The sequence below is a fragment of the Gemmatimonas sp. UBA7669 genome (assembly GCF_002483225.1).
Taxonomy (GTDB): domain Bacteria; phylum Gemmatimonadota; class Gemmatimonadetes; order Gemmatimonadales; family Gemmatimonadaceae; genus Gemmatimonas.
Window position 1 is genome coordinate 44,057 of the sequence record NZ_DLHL01000043.1, and the last position, 17,071, is coordinate 61,127.

A 17,071-nucleotide genomic window follows, 5' to 3' on the forward strand; every position below is an offset into this window, starting at 1 on the left:
CCTCGAAACGTCGAACGGGCCCGGTGCACTTGGCATCGGGCCCGTTGTCATGTGATCAACGCCGCGCGCTCTATTGCGCGCAGCCCAACTGCCCGCTGTATCGCGTAATGATGTCGGCCTGATTCATGGTGCGCGCGGTACCACGCGCGCTACGCAACGCCGTGCAGGCCGGCCGCACCTCGTCGAGCAGCAGGTGCGCCTCGGCTATGCGGATGTAGGCCCAGGTGCTGTCTTCCGGTGTTGGCAGGCGCAGCAGCACGCTGCGCAATGCGGGAATGGCCGAGCGCGCATCGTCGTCATTGGCGCTGCCTGGGTCGAGCGCCTTGGTGAGACTGTCGAGCGTCGTGCGGGCGGCCTGCCCCAGCGGCGAAATGGCGCGACCGGTCGGGGCGCTTGGCGCGGCGGGTCGATCGGTGTTGGTCGCCGATGACTCTGTGCCCGACGGCGCCGTGTTGCCTGGCGCGCCTGACGGTGCGGCTGACGGCGCGGCGCTGGCGCCTGCCGGATTGGCCGCAGGTGGTGTGGTCGCGCCTGTGGCGGCGCCCGACTGCTGCACCGAGCGCGCGGCCTGCTTGGCCTCGTTGAGCAGCTGGTCGGCGGTGCGCGAGGCAGAGTTCACCAGACGATCGACGTCACTGGCGCGCGGTGCGCGCTGCTTGGTGAACCACCACCAGCCGGCACCAGCCAGCAGGAGCACCGGCAAGCTCGGCAGGGCAAAGCGCGGCAGCCGGAAGCTGCGGCGCGGTACCTGCACATCGACACGCGGTGCGGCAGACGGTGTGGGTTTGGCCTTTGCAGCAGACGCCGCAGGTCGCGACGCGGCCGGCGTGGGCTTGCTGCCCTTGTTGCTCCGGCGCGCTTTTTCGATGTCGTCGCGATCGAGCGTGTGGATGGCGCGGGCCGCTCCCGGGGTGTCAACCTTCTCGAGGACTGATTCGGCGCTGGCGGCTGGCGTTGGCCTTGCGGCCGCGGGCGGCGCAGCGGGAGCCGCCACCACCGGCGCAACGATGGCCGCTTCGAAGGCCTTGGCCAATGCGCCGGCGGATGCGGTGCGCTTGGCGGGATCCTTGTCGAGCGCCTGGTCAAACACCTGCTGCAGTGCAGCCGGCCAGCGCACGTCGTTCTTGACGGTAATGAGCGGACGCGGCGTGGACACGAGCCGCGCGGTCATGCCGCGGTCGGGCGTGTTGGTGTCGAACGGCATGTCGAGCGTGAGGCACTGATAGGCCACAAGAGCCAGCGCGTACACGTCGCTGCGATGATCGATGTCGCTGCCGAGCAACTGCTCGGGACTCATGAACTCGGGCGTGCCGACGACAAAACCGGTGCGCGTGAGGCCGGACTCCTTTTCGTTGCTGCCGATGGCTTTGGCAATGCCGAAGTCCACAACCTTGCAGCGATCGCTGCCGTCCGCGTCATCCACCGTGACGAGGATGTTGTCGGGCTTGAGGTCACGGTGCACGATGCCGAGGCGATGCGCGGCGTCGAGGCCGTCGGCGACCTGGCGGATGATGCGTGCGGTGCGTTCGAGTGAGAGCGGCCCGGACTTGGCGAGCACATTCTTGAGTGTGTCCCCGCTCACATACTCCATGGCCAGATACACCAGGCCATCGCCCGTCTCACCGAAGTCGAAGACGCGCGCCACGCGCTCATGCTCAATGCGGCTGGCATTGGCGGCCTCGCGATTGAAGCGGGCCACGGACGCCGGATCCTTGAGCAACTCGGGCCGCAGGACCTTGATGGCAGCCTGGAGGGGCAGTCGCACATGGCGGGCAAGGTACACCTTGCCCATGCCGCCCTCGCCGAGGAGGTCGGTGACGAGGTAGCGATCGGCAACGACCGACCCGATCAGGTCGCCTTCAGGATCTGCCGCGCGCAGCGTGGAGCCGTCGGCGGGGCAGAAGATGTTGGAATCGGCGTAGCTGGTCCCGCAAACGGGGCAGACTTTGGGCATGCTGGGGAAATGCGGTATGTTCCGGGGAATCACCCAACGGAGAATATGCTGATGACCGTCTCTCTGCTGTCCCGCCGCATGCGTCGGGCCCTGATGGCGCCCGTAACGCGCAGGTTGCGTTTGCCCGGTCTGGGCTTGTCCCTGCTGGCCGTGACCTCAACCGCGGGTGTCGTGTCGGCCCAGGGAAGCGGCGGGAAGCCGACCGTGGCCGTGATGTACTTTACCAACGGGGCCTTGGCGAACAATGCCGATTATGCGCCGCTGAGCAAGGGGTTGGCCGAAATGCTCATTACGGAGCTGGCGGCGAACACGAACATCCGGGTGGTGGAGCGCGACCGCCTGCAGGCCCTGCTCGAGGAGCAGAACCTGGGGGCGAGCGGCCGGGTGGAGAAGGAAACCGCCGCCAAGATCGGCAAAACGCTCGGCGCATTGCACATGCTGATGGGCAGTTTCGTGATCGACCCCAAGGAGCGCATGCGCATGGACGTGCGAGCCATCAACACGGAAACGTCCGAGCTGGAGTACGCCGCGACCGTGACGGGCAAGGCCGACAACATGCTGGAGCTGCTGTCACAGCTGGGTGCCAAGCTGAACGCGGGGCTCAAGTTGCCCGCGGTGCCAGCCGGCGTGCAGGAAGGCGCGGCGGTTGGCGCCAAGGGACCCAATCAGCTCAAGTCCATGATGTTGCTGAGCCGCGCGCTCGAGCAGCAGGATCGCAAGAACAACACGCAGGCCATTGCGCTCTACAAGGAATCGCTGGCCGCCAATCCCGACAACGCGCGGGCCAAGACGCTGCTGGCCAGTCTGGAGCGCGGCACAAAGGAGTAAGTACGGCGCAGAACGCGTGACCGGCTGAACACAAAAACAAACGGGGGTGATCCACTCGGATCACCCCCGTTTGTCGTACCCTGTCTGGTTGTGGTCAGTTCGTCATGACCTGGAGGTCATGTCCCCTTGCGGACCTTGGACCGCACGTTGGACGCCGGCGAGAAGAATGTGGCGCTGATCGTCGACGTTGTGTTCACGCCCGTGATGGCGTAATCGGTGCAGGGACTGCTGCTCATGGCGCAGATGGACCCGCTGCCAAAAAATCCGTTCGCGCCGTTGAAGCCGTTGAGGAACACGGTGAAGCCCGCTCCACTGGGGACGGACAGGTTGCAGATGGTCGTGGGACTGTTGTCGCCCTGCGCGCGCGAACAGCTTGGCGAGAAGTTGTTGCCGCTGATGGCGAGGATACCGCCTTCCGAACCCGAGAGCGTCACGGTGATCGTCACGGGCGGCACGGGAATGAAGCGGGCCGTGACTTCCACGTTGCCGTTGGCCGTGAGCGTGCAGGACGAACTGCTGCCAAACGAGGCGCAGGCCCCGCCCCATCCCGCGAAGCTTTGTCCGCTTTGCGGCAGGGCGAGGAGTGTTACGCTCGTCCCACCCGGCACGGACTGCACGCAGGTACTGCCGCTTTGCACGGTCGTGCCAGTGAATGTGCAGTCGATGCCGTTGGAATACATCTCCATCGGGTCATCGATGAGGATGGTGCCGGTACCGGTGTTGTTCGACTCGGGGCTCACCGAGATAAGTCCCGTGGGCGGACCGAACGTGGCCGTTACGCTGGCGTTCTGCGTAACGATGAACGTGCAGGTCACCGAGCTCGAGGCACAGGCGCCGCTGTAACCCGAGAACGTCTGGTCGACACCCGGCGAGGCCGTGAGCGTGAGGTTGCGGCTCACGTCCACCAGCGTGGTGCACTGGCGGCTGCTTTCGCCCTCGGCGAGCGTGCAGGTGAAGCCGCTGCTCGTGGACACCGACCCGAATCCGCCCTGCGAACCGGCGGCGAGGTTGAGCGTGAGCAGCACCTGGCGGCGCGTGAACACCGCGGTGACCGTGCGGGCCTGATCGACGGTGACCTGACAGAGTCCCGTGCCGCTGCAGGCGCCGGTCCAGCCACTGAAGTTGCTCTCGCCGTCCGGGATGGCGGTGAGCGTGAGCGTCGTGCCGTTGGGCACGGTGGCGCTGCAGGTTCCGCTGTTGGAGCCGTTGGCGCGCAGGCAGCTGATGACACTGCCCGCGAACACCTGACCGTCACCCGTGCCCGTGGGCACGACGGTGATGACCGCCGGCGGATCGAACTGCGCGGTCACATTGCGCTGCGTGCCGGTGATGGGCAGCACGCAGGTGGTGCCCACCTGGCCTGCACAGTCGCCGCCCCAGCCACGGAAGGAATTGCCCGAGAGCGCTGCCGCAGACAGGGTGATGCTGGTGCCCTCGTTGAAGAGCGCGGTGCACGCGCCCTGGCCACTGGCTCCCACGAGGTTGCAGGAGATGCCGGCCGGCGTGGAGGTGATGATGCCACGGCCCTCACCCGTGCCACGAATGGACACCGTGACCGGTGCCTCGAAGCGCGCGTTGACCGTGCGGTCGCCGTTCATGGTGACCTGGCAGGTGGTGGCGGTGCTGCCCGAACAGGCGTCCCCACTCCAACCGCGGAAGATGCTCTGTCCGGCCGGCGTGACCGACAGCGTGACCACGGCGCCTTCGACGAACGTGCCGCTGCAGGTGCCGGTGGTGGTGCCACCCTGCGACACGCAGAGAATGCCGCCCTGATCGGCGTTGATGGTGCCCAGACCCGAGCCGCTGCCGGTAAGGCGCAGCGTGCGCAGCGCGCGGAACACGATACCCACGTTGCGTGCCGCATTCATGTTCACCGTGCAGGCGGCGCCCTGCGTGCCGGCGCAGTCACCCGCCCAGCCCACCAGTTCACTGCCTGAGGCCGGTGTGGCCGTGATCACCACCGACTGATCGCCGGGGAAGGTGAAGCTGCAGGCGCCCGTGGCCTGCTGCCCGCTGATGGTGCAGTTGATGCCCGCGGGCGCCGAGGTGAGCGTACCGTTGCCGCTGAATCCCGACGAGGCAATGGTGAGCACCTGCGGCTGCGGCACGACGCGCACGTCGACGGAGGCGAGGCGGTTGCCCACTTCGGCCACAATGCGCGTGACACCCGGTGCGACCGCGGTCACCACACCGGCCGCATTCACCGTAGCCACGCTGGGTGCGCTGCTGCTGAAGGTGGGGGTGCGACCCGTGACCGTCTGACCCGCGCCGTTGGTGATCTGCGCGGTGAGGGCCATGGTGCGCGCCACTTCCACACGCAACGGCTGACCCGGCCCGACTACATTGGCTGGCGGCGCGGTGAGCGTGATGTTGGCGATGTCGGTGAGCGGGATGGGGTCGGTGACCGTGTTGGTCTGACCCGGACGAAGCGAGAAGGGCCCGATGCGCTGGCGATCAACACTCAGTCCGTCGAGCAACAGCTCGAGTTCGAGTTCGACCACGCACTCATCGCTGGCCACCGCGCCGGAGAGGCCGGCCCGATTGGCGTCCCGCAGACAGTTGGCGAGGTCGAGCCCGATGGGGACCTGCTGACTACCGGCGGTATTGAGTGCGATGGTCTGCGTGGACAGCGGCACGGTGCCGCCGGCCGCGAGGAGATAGCGGGCGCTGACCCGCACCTGCGCGGTCTGCGCCGTGTTGGCCTGCACCGCCATGGAGAAGGCGACGCGGGCGGGCTGGTCGGTGCCCGGGGCGACGACGTCGTTATCGCCGGCACAGGCACTGAGCAGCGCGGACATCGCGCAGGCCGCGCCGAGGCGCAGTGCGCCGGGGCGCAGCACGCGCGTCAGGCGGAAAGGAAGCATGGTTGGCATGGGCGATTAGAACCGGGTCGCGATGACGAGACCCGCAGTGCCGCCAAAGAAGGCAGTCCGGGGTGCCGTGCCGGTGATGCGCGGGCGAAGCTGACCGCCCTGCGCGCGGAGGTACGGCTGGATGGTGAAGGTGCCGGCGCGGTGCACGAGACCGAGCGTGCCGCCGCCGCTGATGACACCCGACGTGGCCAGACCCTGATTGATGGCCAGGCCGGAGTGCATGCGGCCATCACCAGTGAAGAGCAGGTCGGTGGAACCCGAGAGCGGAATGCTGGTGCGCAGACCACCGTCGAAGTAGTTGCCGCTGGTGCCGGCCACTTCGCGGCCATCGCGTTCGTAGCGCGTGCGGAAGCGGTTGGAGCCCCAGAGCACGAATTCACGCACGCGCGGCACGGCAAACTGGATCTGCACGTCGGTGGTGTAGATCGGACCCAGCGTGACGGTGGCCAGCGGGGCCGCCGCACTGCCCGCGGCCGGATTGCGCAGCTCATCGTCAGCAAACACGTCCACGGCGCCGGTGAGGCTCACGCGATGACCGCCGATGAGGCGATCAAGACCGAGGGAGCCACGCACCACATTGCCGGGCTGGAAGTCCACCGAGGGCGAACCCGCCGCGATGGCGGCGATGGGCTGATAGGTGCCGCGCAGTTCGTACGAGCCACCGATGGCCACCGCCCAACCGAGCACTTGCTTGGCGGCCACGAGACCGACCGTGCCACTGGGGCCCGCGCCAACGGGCGGCGTGCCGAGGCCCAGCGCCGGAGCGGCAATGGCGCGCAGCACGGTGAGGTTGCTGTTGGTGAGCTCGGTCTTGCCGGTGGGCACATTGCCGCCGGCCGTGAACGTGATGGCGTCGTTGAACAGGCGACCAGTGGCGCGTACACGCACGTCGGTGGGGCCGTACAACGTGGATGTTGTGCGGGAGCCGGCCGAGCCAAGCTTGGGATCGTAGGTCAGGCGCGCGTACGAGAAGGCCGACTGCACGTCCACCGTCCAGGCTGTGCCGATGGGCAGGGCCAGACTCACGGGGACGGAGAACTGCTCGATGCTGCGCAGACGGATGGAGTCGCGTCCGCCAACGCCCGGCTGCTGAAAGCCGACGCCGCCAAACGAAATGACATCAGCGGTGGCGCCGGCGGCAATGATGCCGGTGCCAATGAGACGATCCTGGGCCGAGAGAGCAGCCGGCAGGCCGAGCGCGAGCACGCAGCCGGCCAGCGCGCCGATGCCTCGGGTGTGAAGCGTAGGCGAGGTCATGGGCGGATGATGGTGATGATGACGGTGGCCTGCGCCGCCGGGAACGAGGGATCGAGAGCCGAGCTCACGGCGCGCGACACGTTGGTGATGAGGTCGAGCGGACGGTTGAGTCGGTCGACCGTGCTGGAGATGGCGCCGTCGAGCGGGCGCACACCGGGCACGAGCACCGGCGAGCCGGTGCCGATGGCGCCGATGGCGCGCACATCGAGTTCGCGCGTACGGGCCTGACGGAATGACGGGTCGAGTCGCTGCGCCTCACGGAAGGCTGCCGAGGCACCGCGGAAGTCGCCGTCGTAGAAGCGCTGCATGCCCTTGCCATAGGCCAGCAGGGCCGCGACGCTCTTGGTGGGCTGCTGCTCCACCTCGGCGCGCTCGGCCGGCGTGAGCACCACGCCTAGCGACTCGAACAACCGCAGCACCAGGGCCTTTTCCGCGGCCAGGATTTCATTGAGCGGGGCGCTGGCGTCCACGGCCTGCGTGACGGTCGCGCGTTCCACGTCGCCGATGCGCGCGCCCAGGCGCAGCGTGTTGCCACCGGGCATGGCCTGCACCGAACCAAACACGAGCTTCTCGGCGCTCACCAGCTTGCCCACACGCGGCGCGGTGGCCGAGTCAACGCGGCCGGAAGCCGCGAGGTCGAGTTCGCGCAGTACTTCGCCGAAGCGCGCCCGCTCGACCACGCGCACGGACTTGCTGCGCGAGAGGTCGGTGGAGACGAGGTCGGCGAGCGCGAAGGCCAGCGGTGTGAGTGTGGTGTCGTTGGTGGGCGCCGCGAAGGGCGGGACGCCGACGGTGCCGCGGGCACTGAGTCGGCCCGCTTCGCCGGCCAGAGCCTGGGCATCGGCGGCGGCAGGGGTGGGCGCGGGATTGGCGCGCGGGCCGCTGCAGGCGGCCACGAGCACGGCGAGTGCCGGGAAGGCTGGGGCGTACCAGGCGCGGGCGGTACGCGGATGCATGCGCGGCGGGCGCAGTCGCATTGGCAGCTTGGTGAGAGACAAGGTCGGGGGCCGACGTGCGTCGGCACCGGCTTGCACGCGATTCTTCAATCGGTGCAATCGTGCGAATGTGTGATATAGCCAGTGGAGAATCAAGCGAAGCGTGCGGGAAGTGCATAACCTTCCCGTAACCTCTGTCCGGTGGGAGATGCCATGCCGAGTTCCTTGCCGCCATCGATGTCGTGTTCCGTGTCCCTTCCGGCCCGCCGTGTGACACTCGTCACCATGACGGCACTCGGCGTCTCGCTGCTGCTGGGCGCCTGCGCCACGAATCCGGTGACGGGACGTCGCGAGCTGTCCCTGGTGTCGGAAGCGCAGGAAATCCAGATGGGCAAGCAGGCCTCACAGAACGATGTGCGGCGCGTGGGAGAACTGGCCGGCACCCCGGCGGAGGCGCTGGTCAAACGCATCGGGGTGCGCATGGCGGCGCAGTCGGAACGTCCGTCGCTGCCTTGGGAATTTCATCTGCTCGACGACGCGGCCGTGAATGCCTTTGCCTATCCGGGCGGGTTCATCTTTGTCACGCGCGGGCTGCTCACGCATCTGAACAGCGAGGCCGAACTGGCCGAAGTCATTGGCCACGAGATCGGGCACGTGACGGCCAAACATTCGGTGGCGCAAATGAGTCAGGCGCAGCTGGCGCAGATTGGGCTCGTGGGCGCGAGCATCTTTTCGTCGACCGTGGCCAAGTACGGTGATGTGCTGGGCACGGGCGCGTCCCTGCTGTTCCTCAAGTTCGGACGCGATGACGAGCTGCAGTCCGATGCGCTGGGCTTCAAGTACTCACTGGCACTCAAGTACGATGTGCGCGAGTCGCCCAAGGTGTTCACCACGCTCGGCCGCCTGAGCGGCGGCGCGGGTCGCATTCCCGAGTGGCAGAGCACGCACCCCGACCCGGGCAATCGCGTGCAGCGTGCCGAGCAGCGCATTGCGGCCACGCCGCCGGCGGAGTTGCAGGGGCTGACGGTGAACCGCGACAGCTATCTCAAGCTGCTCGACGGCATGGTGTTCGGCGAGAATCCGCGTCAGGGTTACTTCAAGGGCGTGCGTTTTCTGCATCCGGACCTGCAGTTCCAGCTCGACTTCCCGGCCAATTGGCGCACAGCCAATCAGCCGGAGGCCGTGGTGGGCTTGAGTCCCGATCAGCAGGCGCAGATGGTGCTGCAACTGGCCGAGGGCACACCGGCGGCCGCGGTGTCGCGCTTCGTGCAGCAGCAGGGCATCACCGTCAAACAGACGTCGCAGAACTCGGTCAATGGGCTGGCGTCGGCGCAGGCCAGCTTTGATGCGCAGACCGAATCCGGTGTGCTGAACGGACTGGTGGTGGCGGTGGCGCATCGCAATCAGACCTACCTGCTACTGGGGCTCACCGTGCCGGCGGTTGCGGGACAGCGTGGTCCCGAACTCGAGGCGTCCATGCGTTCGTTCCGCCCGGTGACCGACCAGGCGGTGCTGAATGTGCAGCCGGCCAAGGTGCAACTGATGACGCTGCCGCAGCGCATGACGGCGCAGGAGTTCGTGCAGCGCTATCCGAGCAGCATCCCGGCCGAGCAGGTGTACATCATCAACGGCGTGGAGGCGGCGACGACGCTGCCGTCGGGGACCGTGGTGAAGCGCGTGGTAGGTGGCGTGACGCCGTAAGCGGCGCGGCGCTCGCTCGTCAGCCGGAGGTGACGTGCTGATGGTGCGGCGCGCGGAGGGCGGCGCGTAGCAGCACGGTGCCCAGCACGCACACGGCGGCGCCGACCACAAAGGGCCAGGTGAGTCCGGCCAACTGGGCCACGCCGCTGGCCACCATGGGGCCCACCACGCGCCCGAGCGAGGCGGCGCCCTGGTGTGCGCCCAGCACCCCGCCGCGTTCGTGCGGCTCGGCGGCAGCGGCCACGAGGCCGCTCATGCTGGGGTTGAAGCAGGCCGAGCCCACGGCAAAGAGGGCCAGTGTGCCGCAAAGCCAGAACACCGACTGTGCGAGCGGAATGCCGGCGAGGCCGAGGGCGATCATGACCGTGCCAAACTGCGCGAGGGCCGGGGCACCAAAGCGTTGCGTCAGCCGGCCAATGACGCCGGCCTGAATGGACACGGAGATGGCGCCCGTAATGCCGTAGACCCAGCCCAGCGTGCGTGGCCCGATGCCCAATCGTTCGGCACCGAACAGGGCCATGGTGCTCTGGAAGATGGCTACGGCCGCGACTACGACGAGCGTGGCAAAGAGCAGATCGCGCAGAATGGGGCGGCGGAAGTACGCCGAGAGCGGCTGACGTGTGCTGGTCTTGCTGCGACGCGCTTCGGGCGGCAGGGATTCGGGCAGGCGAAAGACCGTGAGCGCAAAGGCCAGCAGAGAGAGCAGGGCGGCGGCATGCGCCACGCGGCCCATGGAGGACCCGTCGTCGGCATTGCCGGCCAGGAGTCCGCCAAGAGCCGGTCCGAGGATGAAGCCCATGCCGAAGGCCGAACCGAGCAGGCCGAGGGCCTTGGGGCGGGTGGCGTCGGTGGTGATGTCGGTGGTGTAGGCGTAGGCCGTGGAGATGTTGCCGGCCGCGAGCCCGGAGATGATGCGCGAGATGGCGAGCGTGAGCCCGGTGTCGGCGTAGGCCAGCATCCACGAGGCGGCCGCGTTGGCCAACAGGGTGGCCAGCAACACGGGGCGTCGGCCGATGCGATCGGACAGCCCGCCCCAGAGGGGTGCGCCGACCAGTTGCCCCACCGAGTAGAGCCCGAGGAAGAAGATGACCGACGACGGCGCCACCCCGATGCGCTCCGCGTAGAACGGGAACACCGGGATGATCATGCCGAAGCCGATCAGGTCGAGAAAAACGACGAGGAAAAGCGTGAACACGGGCGGAGGGGTGGCTGAGGCGAGCGTAAGCGCGAAGATTGGGGCATGACCTCCGCTCCCGGCAGTCCCGATCCCGCGCGTTCGGCGCAAATTCTCGACGACCTGCAGGATGCGGTGCAGCGCATGCATGTGCTGACCAAGTCGCCCCGCGTGGTACTGGCGGCCGGCACACGGTATGAGGGCGCCCGTCCCATGGCCTGGCAGGTGCTGTTCGAGCGCAGCCTGGGCCCCGGGCATCCGGCTGTGGTGTACCGCGGGGGCAGCGCCACCACTCTGCCACGGGTGCTGATGGACGGCTTTGACTCCGAGCCAACGCTGGCGCCCGACTGGGCGGTTTCCCGATTGGGCGACGCGATGCGTGCCGGGCCCGTGGTGCAGGTGTTTCGCGCCGACCGTCTGCCCGATGATGTGAGTCGCGCGCTGGTGGGCGTGCTGGTGTTCGAGGAGGACGGTCTCACGCTGGCCGGCGTGCGCGCGCTCACGCAGGAACTCGGTCTCGCGTGAAGCGTGATGGCTGACACGAATGACAATGTGAGCGCGAATGCACACGCCACGGCGACGGCCGATGCGAAGGCAGCGTCAAGCGCGGCGTTGGTAAAGACCAGACGGGTTCCGCGTGAGCTGCGCGCGTGGAAGGCTCTGCGCGTGGCGCGGCAACTGCCGGACGGTGTGTCCGACCCGGCATTTCGTGCGTTGGTGCAGCGCATCGATGGTGGACCCATGCATACCAGTCCACCGGTCGCGCTTTATGCCGACGGCGAAGCGGCGTTCGCGCGCATGGGTGAAGCGATTGCGTCGGCCGTGCGCGAGGTGCTGGTGGAGACCTACATCCTGCGCGACGATCGTATTGGCGAAGCGGTGCAGACGGCGCTGCTGGCCTGTGCAGCGCGCGGTGTGCGCGTCTGTGTGCTGGCCGACGCGGTGGGGTCGTTCACAACGCGCGAGCGCTTCTGGGATCGGCTCACCGCAGGCGGTGTGGCCGTGCGGCACTTTCATCGCTTCTGGCATCATCCGCTCGAGGCACTGCGCCGCGATCATCGCAAGCTGCTGGTGGTGGATCGACGCGTGGCGTTCACCGGCGGCATGAACATCGCCGAAGAGTACGGGTCGAGTATTCGGCGGCACCATGACGCGTGGCGTGATTCGGCGGTCGAGCTGCGTGGGACGGTGGCCGAGGAGTTGGCGGCGGTGTTTGCCGAGGGCTGGGACCGCGCGCGCGGCGAGCCGCTCCCGGGCCTCGAGTACGTGAGCTGGGCCGATGGCGTGGTGCATGGCCCCCCGCGTGTCGAGCGGCCGTTCAGTGCGCGGGCGCTGAGTGCACGCGTGCAATGGCAGGTGCAGAGCCGTCTGGCGCGGCGGTTGGCGCGTCGTCGTGATCGGACACGGGGCCGACTGGTGCGGCGTCCGCTGGGTGAGACGGGCACACCAGACGGTGACGAGCCGTCGGTGCTGGTGCTCGATCCTCGTCCGGGTCGGGCGCAGCGCGAGACGCTCACCATTCTCGCGGCGCTGGTGGGTGGCGCGCGCAAGCGGCTGTGGATTACGACACCGTACTTCGCGCCACCCACGCGGGCGCTGCGCATGCTGGCGGCCGCGGCCGCGCGCGGTGTGGATGTGCGGCTGCTCTTGCCCAGTGCGCGCACCGATGTGCCGCTGGTGCGGCACGCGGCGCATGGCGCCTATGGCATGCTGCTCAAGCGGGGGGTGCGCATTTACGAATATGCGGCGGCCACGCTGCACGCCAAAACGCTGGTGGTGGACGACGTCGTGGGACTGATCGGGTCGTCCAACCTGGATTTTCGATCGTTCTGGCTGAATGCGGAGTGCAATGTGCTGGTGTTCGACGAGGGATTTGCGGGTGAACTGGCGGAGGATTTTCTGGAGGATGTGGCGGACAGTGTGGAGATTGTCGCTTCTGACTGGGAGGCGCGGGGTCTGGGGCACAGGCTGCTGGACGCTGGGGCGCGGGCCATGCGGTGGGCGCTGTAGTCCATGTCGTGTGCGGGAATCCCTGACGATTGGCGTGTCTCTCCCCGATAGAGGAACGGCTGGAAAAGTGCGACCCTCTGCACTGTGTCGCGTGTCGGGGGTCAAAACGCCGAAGGCAGGTGGTGGACCCGATGCGCCAACTGGTGTGCTGCACCAGGAGGGTTGTTCATGTCCGCCATTCAGCGTGCTGCCGTGCGTTCGTCCTCTCCTCTGGCCACCGCCGTCGGTGGTCCCATTCTCGTGGCCAGTGACGGCACGTCGGTTTCCAGCGACGCGCTGTTCAATGCCGCGCGGCTGGCGGCGCGTGCGTATGGGGGCGAGATCGCCATCCTTGGTGTGAGCGAGCCCGTGCCGGGTGTGGCGGCGGGTGTGGATGTGTTGCCGGTGCCGCCGGCGCTGGACGAGGTGCGGCGGCAGCATCTGCTGGACGACCTGCGCCGGGAGGTGTCGGTGTCGGCGTCGGGCGACCCGGCCTGGCCGATTCATGCGCTGATCGGTTCGCCGGCACGCACGCTGGCCATGGCCGCCGATCAGCAGCATGCCACGGTCATCGTGATGGGCATCGGGCGGCACAATCCGCTCGATCGGCTGTTCGGCACGGAGACCACGCTGGCCACGCTGCGCGAGTCGCGGGTGCCGATTCTGGCGGTGGGGCCAACCTTCCCGTCGCAGCCGGTGCGCGCCGTGGTGGGGCTCGACTTCAGCGTGGCCAGCGTGCAGGCCGCGCACATGGCGCTGCAGTTGCTGCCACCGGGCGGGCAACTCACGCTGGTGCATGTGCGGCCGCGGTTTGAACACCCGTCGTCGGAGTGGGCGGCCTGGGATGCCGACTACGGGCGCACGTTGCCGCCGCTGTTCGAGCAGGTGCGCGCGCAGCTCGATGTGCCGGACCACGTGCTGGTGGAGACGGTCACGCTGCGCGGCGATCCGGCGCCAAGTCTGCTGGCGTATGCGCAGCAGGTGAACGCCGAACTGCTGGCGGTGGGCACGCAGCGGCACAGCCTGTACGAGCGCATCCTGGTGGGCAGCGTGGCCACGAAGGTGCTGCGGACGGCGAAGATCGGCGTGCTGGCGGTGCCGGGGAATGCTCGCGAGACCGAATGAGTAGGGGTGCGCGCGCGAGGTCCCAGGCACACAAACAAAGGCCACCGCATGGTATGGCTCGCCTCAACCCTCGCTGCGCGGTGACCCCTCTTTGACGCTCAGAACACCCGCACGTTGATGTATCGCCGCGGATTCTTCTTGATGTCGGCGATGAGCACGCGCAGCTCACGCACTAGCGAGTCGCTCTGCTGATACAGCGCCGGATCGTTGAGCATGAGACCGATGGTGCCGTCACGGCTGTTGGCCTTGGCGAACACGGTGTCGGCCCGCGCCACGGCGCGCGATAGTTGCGACTCGGCGCGGTCGAGGCGTGCAGTGATGTCGCGCAGTGAGGCCGTGGTGGCGGCGAGTTCCTTGGCGGCGCTCTGCGTGTTGCCCACAATGGCCTGGATTTCGCCGCGGCTGGTGGCGGAGTCGAGACGCGAGGAGAATGCGTTGAGCTTGAACGCCGCGTTGTTCACGGTTTCGAGACCGGACTGCACGTCCGTGCTGATGCGATCGAGATTGCGCGACTGCACCTTGATGGTGCGCGCCAGCTCGGTGGACAGCTCGGCCACGTTACGAATGGACGCACGCAGTTCCTTGGCCGCCTCGTCATCGAAGGCCACCTGCACCCGCTCGGCCACCTTGGCCACGTCGCCGGAAATGCGGCCGGCCACGGCCGTGAGCTGCGCAATGTCGGGCAGCACGGCACCCGCCAAGGTGTCGCTGGTGGTGCGGGCCTCGGCAATGGCGGCACGCAGTTCGCGGTCGTTGGGAATGCCGTCGCGCGACATGACGGTGGCCTGCCACTCGCCGAAGAGACTGGAGGCGGCCAGCAGCACGATGGGATCGGCGGGCAGGTCGACACTGCGGTCGATGCCCAACTTGAGCACCACCCAGTCGTTGTCGCCCAGAGCGATGGCTTCCACGCGGCCGGCGCGCACGCCGCGAATGACGACGGGATTGCCAAGCGATACGCCACCCACGTCGCGCGAACGCACGGTGAGATGGCGCGTGCGGCCACCCAGGTCGGCCTGCTTGAGCCAGAGCGTGCCACCGATGAGCACGACGGTGATCACAATGACCGTGAGGCCCACGACAAAATCGCTGATGCGTTTTGGAGAGGTCATCGCAGGGAACGGTTGGTGAGCCAGACGAGGGCCCAGAACGCGTCAAGCACGAGAATCATGACGGCGGAAATGACGACGGCGCGTGTGGCACTGCGGCCCACACCCTGCGCGCCACCCATGGTGGTGAGCCCCGCACGGCAGCCAATGAGCGCCACGGCGGCTCCGAAGCTTGCAGACTTGACGAGGCCGTAGCGCACGTCGAAATCCTGGAAGAAAATGCGCACGCCCTTGAGAAATTGCGGCGTGGAGAGATCGAGCAGCGACAACGACGCCAGCCAGCCCGAGATCAGTCCCACGACCATGGCCACGCCCACCACCATGGGAAACATGAGTGCCGAGGCCAGCACGCGTGGCACGACGAGATGACTCATGGGGTCGAAGGTGAGCGTCTCGAGTGCGTCGATCTGCTCCGTGACACGCATGGTGCCCAGCTCGGCGGCAATGTTGGCCCCCACACGGCCCGCCAGTGCGAGGCCGGTGAGCACCGGTGCGAGCTCGAGCGTGACGGTCTTCTGCACCAGCGTGCCGACAAAGTACGGTGGTACCATGTCTCCCACACTGTAGCTGGCCAACAGGGCAAGCACGATGCCCGTGAAGAGTGCAATGAAGATGCCGATGGGCAGTGACCCCACACCCAGCGTGCGTGCGTGGGTGGAGAACTCGGGCACCCATTCACGTGTCTCGCGCATCGCGCGCAGTACTTCGCCCGTGAAGTGCGCGCCGGCGCCCACGGGTTCGAGCAGACGTCGTGCAAGACGTCCGACGTTGCTGATGCCACGCGTGACGGCCGTGCTCATGGCCATCCCAGCGCGAGACCGAGCACCAGCCCCACGGCCAGCACGGCCAGTCCACCGGCCACATGCAGGCGGTAGCGCGCCCCACCAAGCACAAGCGCCATGCTGCCCTTGAGCACCGTGTTGGACAGCACGCCAATACCCATGGCCGCTGCGGCCACCGGCACCTGCTCCGGCACACTGCCGTAGCGCGCCATGGACACGGTCAGCGCGTCGACGTCGGTGAGGCCCAGCAGGGTGGCCGACGCGAGCACACCGGTTTCGCCGGCGGCCCGCTGCACCCAGGCAATGGCAAAGAGCACGACCTGAAAGGCCACGGCCATTTGCAGCGACGATGCCAGACCAAGCGGGTTCTGTCCAAGGGCGGCGTCGACGCCGTCGCGCGGCGCGGATGCGCCGGGGCGCGTACTGCGCTCGCGCCACAACACAAAGGCAATGAGCGAGAGCCCGGCCACAAAGGACGGTCCGAGGATGGTGATGGCGGCCAGACCCACGGCGGGCTGCAGCATGGCGGAGATGACGAGCACGCGTGGCACGAGTACGGTGCAGGCGGCCACCACGCCGAGCGCGAGGGGCAACGCGAGGGATTCGTCGTCGCGACTGCGGCGACTGAAGGTGAGGGTGACGGCAGTGGACGACACGAGTCCGCCGAGCAGACCGGTGACGGCCAGGCCCCGGGTTTCGCCGATGACGCGGCGCGCGATGTAGCCGGCAAAGTTGAGCGCCGAGAACACGAGCACGACGATCCAGAGCTGCCGCGGACGGAAGGCGTCGTAGGGTCCGAAGGCGCCGTCGGGAATGAGGGGCAGGACAATGAGCGCCAGCACAGCAAACTGCAGGGCGGCGCGCATTTCAGTGGGCGCGACCTTGGCGAGGATCTCCTGGAGCTTGGACTTTTCGGCCAGTAGGAGTACCACGAGGGCCGCGGCGGCGCTGGCCATGGTGCGGAAGCCGAGGCCGGCGGTGGTTCCCATGGCCACCACCACGAGGGCTACGACTTCGGTGGTGCTGTCGGGGGTGGTGCCGGGGCGCTGCATGGCGGCGCGATAGGCGGCTACCACAAACAACATGGCGCCGCCGATCAGGACGGCCGCGATCAGGGCGTAGTCCAGACGGAGGAACCAGCCTGCAAACCCGCCAACCAGCCCGAGCAGGGCAAAGGTGCGGGCGCCGCCAAAGCGGCCGTCCGGGCCGTGGGTGTGACCGGACCATTCCCGTTCAATGCCGACGGCGAGTCCGATCAGCACGGCGGTGAATAAATGCCCGGCGATTGCGAGGTCCAGCATACCTTGGAAACTACAGTCGGGGTTTGGAGAAAAGCGTAAGGGG

13 protein-coding genes are annotated in these 17,071 nt (G+C 67.8%); 5 read left to right on the plus strand and 8 right to left on the minus strand.

All coding sequences use genetic code 11. From position 1 onward, the window contains the following. Positions 1–70: 70 nt before the first annotated feature. Positions 71–1,954: a serine/threonine-protein kinase gene (locus tag B2747_RS11825; protein ID WP_291160924.1), complete on the minus strand. Its 1,884-nt coding sequence runs from the start codon at positions 1,952–1,954 to the stop codon at positions 71–73. A gap of 51 nt (positions 1,955–2,005) precedes the next feature. On the opposite strand from B2747_RS11825, the gene B2747_RS11830 reads away from it, so the two are divergent. Beyond that, positions 2,006–2,782 carry a CsgG/HfaB family protein gene (locus tag B2747_RS11830; protein WP_291160926.1) on the plus strand — a complete coding sequence of 259 codons (777 nt, stop codon included), beginning with the start codon at positions 2,006–2,008 and terminating at the stop codon, positions 2,780–2,782. Between the two features lie 116 nt (positions 2,783–2,898). On the opposite strand, the gene B2747_RS11835 is transcribed toward B2747_RS11830, so the two are convergent. The 3 genes from B2747_RS11835 to B2747_RS11845 are packed head-to-tail and all read right to left on the minus strand — an operon-like array spanning position 2,899 to position 7,868. Further along, the gene (locus tag B2747_RS11835; protein ID WP_291160929.1) at positions 2,899–5,646 is read right to left on the minus strand and encodes an InlB B-repeat-containing protein; all 2,748 of its coding nucleotides are present in this window, start codon (positions 5,644–5,646) and stop codon (positions 2,899–2,901) included. A gap of 15 nt (positions 5,647–5,661) precedes the next feature. Further along, the gene (locus B2747_RS11840) at positions 5,662–6,912 is read right to left on the minus strand and encodes a hypothetical protein (RefSeq protein ID WP_291160932.1); all 1,251 of its coding nucleotides are present in this window, start codon (positions 6,910–6,912) and stop codon (positions 5,662–5,664) included. After that, positions 6,909–7,868 carry a CsgG/HfaB family protein gene (locus B2747_RS11845; protein WP_291160935.1) on the minus strand — a complete coding sequence of 320 codons (960 nt, stop codon included), beginning with the start codon at positions 7,866–7,868 and terminating at the stop codon, positions 6,909–6,911. The genes B2747_RS11840 and B2747_RS11845 overlap by 4 nt, the downstream gene beginning before the upstream one ends. 249 nt (positions 7,869–8,117) lie before the next feature. On the opposite strand from B2747_RS11845, the gene B2747_RS11850 reads away from it, so the two are divergent. Next, positions 8,118–9,548 (plus strand): M48 family metalloprotease, encoded by a 1,431-nt coding sequence (locus B2747_RS11850; protein WP_291160938.1) that lies wholly within the window; start codon positions 8,118–8,120, stop codon positions 9,546–9,548. 19 nt (positions 9,549–9,567) lie between these two features. On the opposite strand, the gene B2747_RS11855 is transcribed toward B2747_RS11850, so the two are convergent. After that, on the minus strand, positions 9,568–10,743 hold the full coding sequence (locus B2747_RS11855; protein ID WP_291160941.1) for an MFS transporter: 1,176 nt from the start codon (positions 10,741–10,743) through the stop codon (positions 9,568–9,570). Positions 10,744–10,788: 45 nt separating this feature from the next. On the opposite strand from B2747_RS11855, the gene B2747_RS11860 reads away from it, so the two are divergent. The 3 genes from B2747_RS11860 to B2747_RS11870 all read left to right on the plus strand — a co-directional run bounded on the left by B2747_RS11860 (position 10,789) and on the right by B2747_RS11870 (position 13,836). Continuing rightward, positions 10,789–11,247, plus strand: a complete 459-nt coding sequence (locus tag B2747_RS11860) for a hypothetical protein (RefSeq protein ID WP_291160944.1) — start codon at positions 10,789–10,791, stop codon at positions 11,245–11,247. Between the two features lie 6 nt (positions 11,248–11,253). Then, the gene (locus B2747_RS11865; RefSeq protein ID WP_291160947.1) at positions 11,254–12,732 is read left to right on the plus strand and encodes a phospholipase D-like domain-containing protein; all 1,479 of its coding nucleotides are present in this window, start codon (positions 11,254–11,256) and stop codon (positions 12,730–12,732) included. Positions 12,733–12,900: 168 nt separating this feature from the next. Next, positions 12,901–13,836, plus strand: coding sequence for a universal stress protein (locus tag B2747_RS11870; protein WP_291160950.1), 936 nt, complete (start codon positions 12,901–12,903; stop codon positions 13,834–13,836). 98 nt (positions 13,837–13,934) lie between these two features. Here B2747_RS11870 and B2747_RS11875 read toward each other — a convergent pair whose 3' ends face one another. Genes B2747_RS11875 through B2747_RS11885 form a run of 3 tightly spaced genes read right to left on the minus strand, consistent with a single transcriptional unit; the run spans position 13,935 to position 17,028 of the window. Beyond that, a complete protein-coding gene (locus B2747_RS11875; protein WP_291160953.1) occupies positions 13,935–14,948 on the minus strand; it encodes an MlaD family protein in 1,014 nt (337 codons plus the stop codon). Continuing rightward, positions 14,945–15,745, minus strand: coding sequence for an MlaE family ABC transporter permease (locus tag B2747_RS11880; protein WP_291160956.1), 801 nt, complete (start codon positions 15,743–15,745; stop codon positions 14,945–14,947). Before B2747_RS11880 ends, B2747_RS11875 begins: the two co-directional genes overlap by 4 nt. Then, entirely contained in the window at positions 15,742–17,028 is a 1,287-nt protein-coding gene (locus B2747_RS11885; protein WP_291160959.1) for an MgtC/SapB family protein, read from the minus strand. The genes B2747_RS11880 and B2747_RS11885 overlap by 4 nt, the downstream gene beginning before the upstream one ends. Positions 17,029–17,071 lie beyond the last annotated feature (43 nt).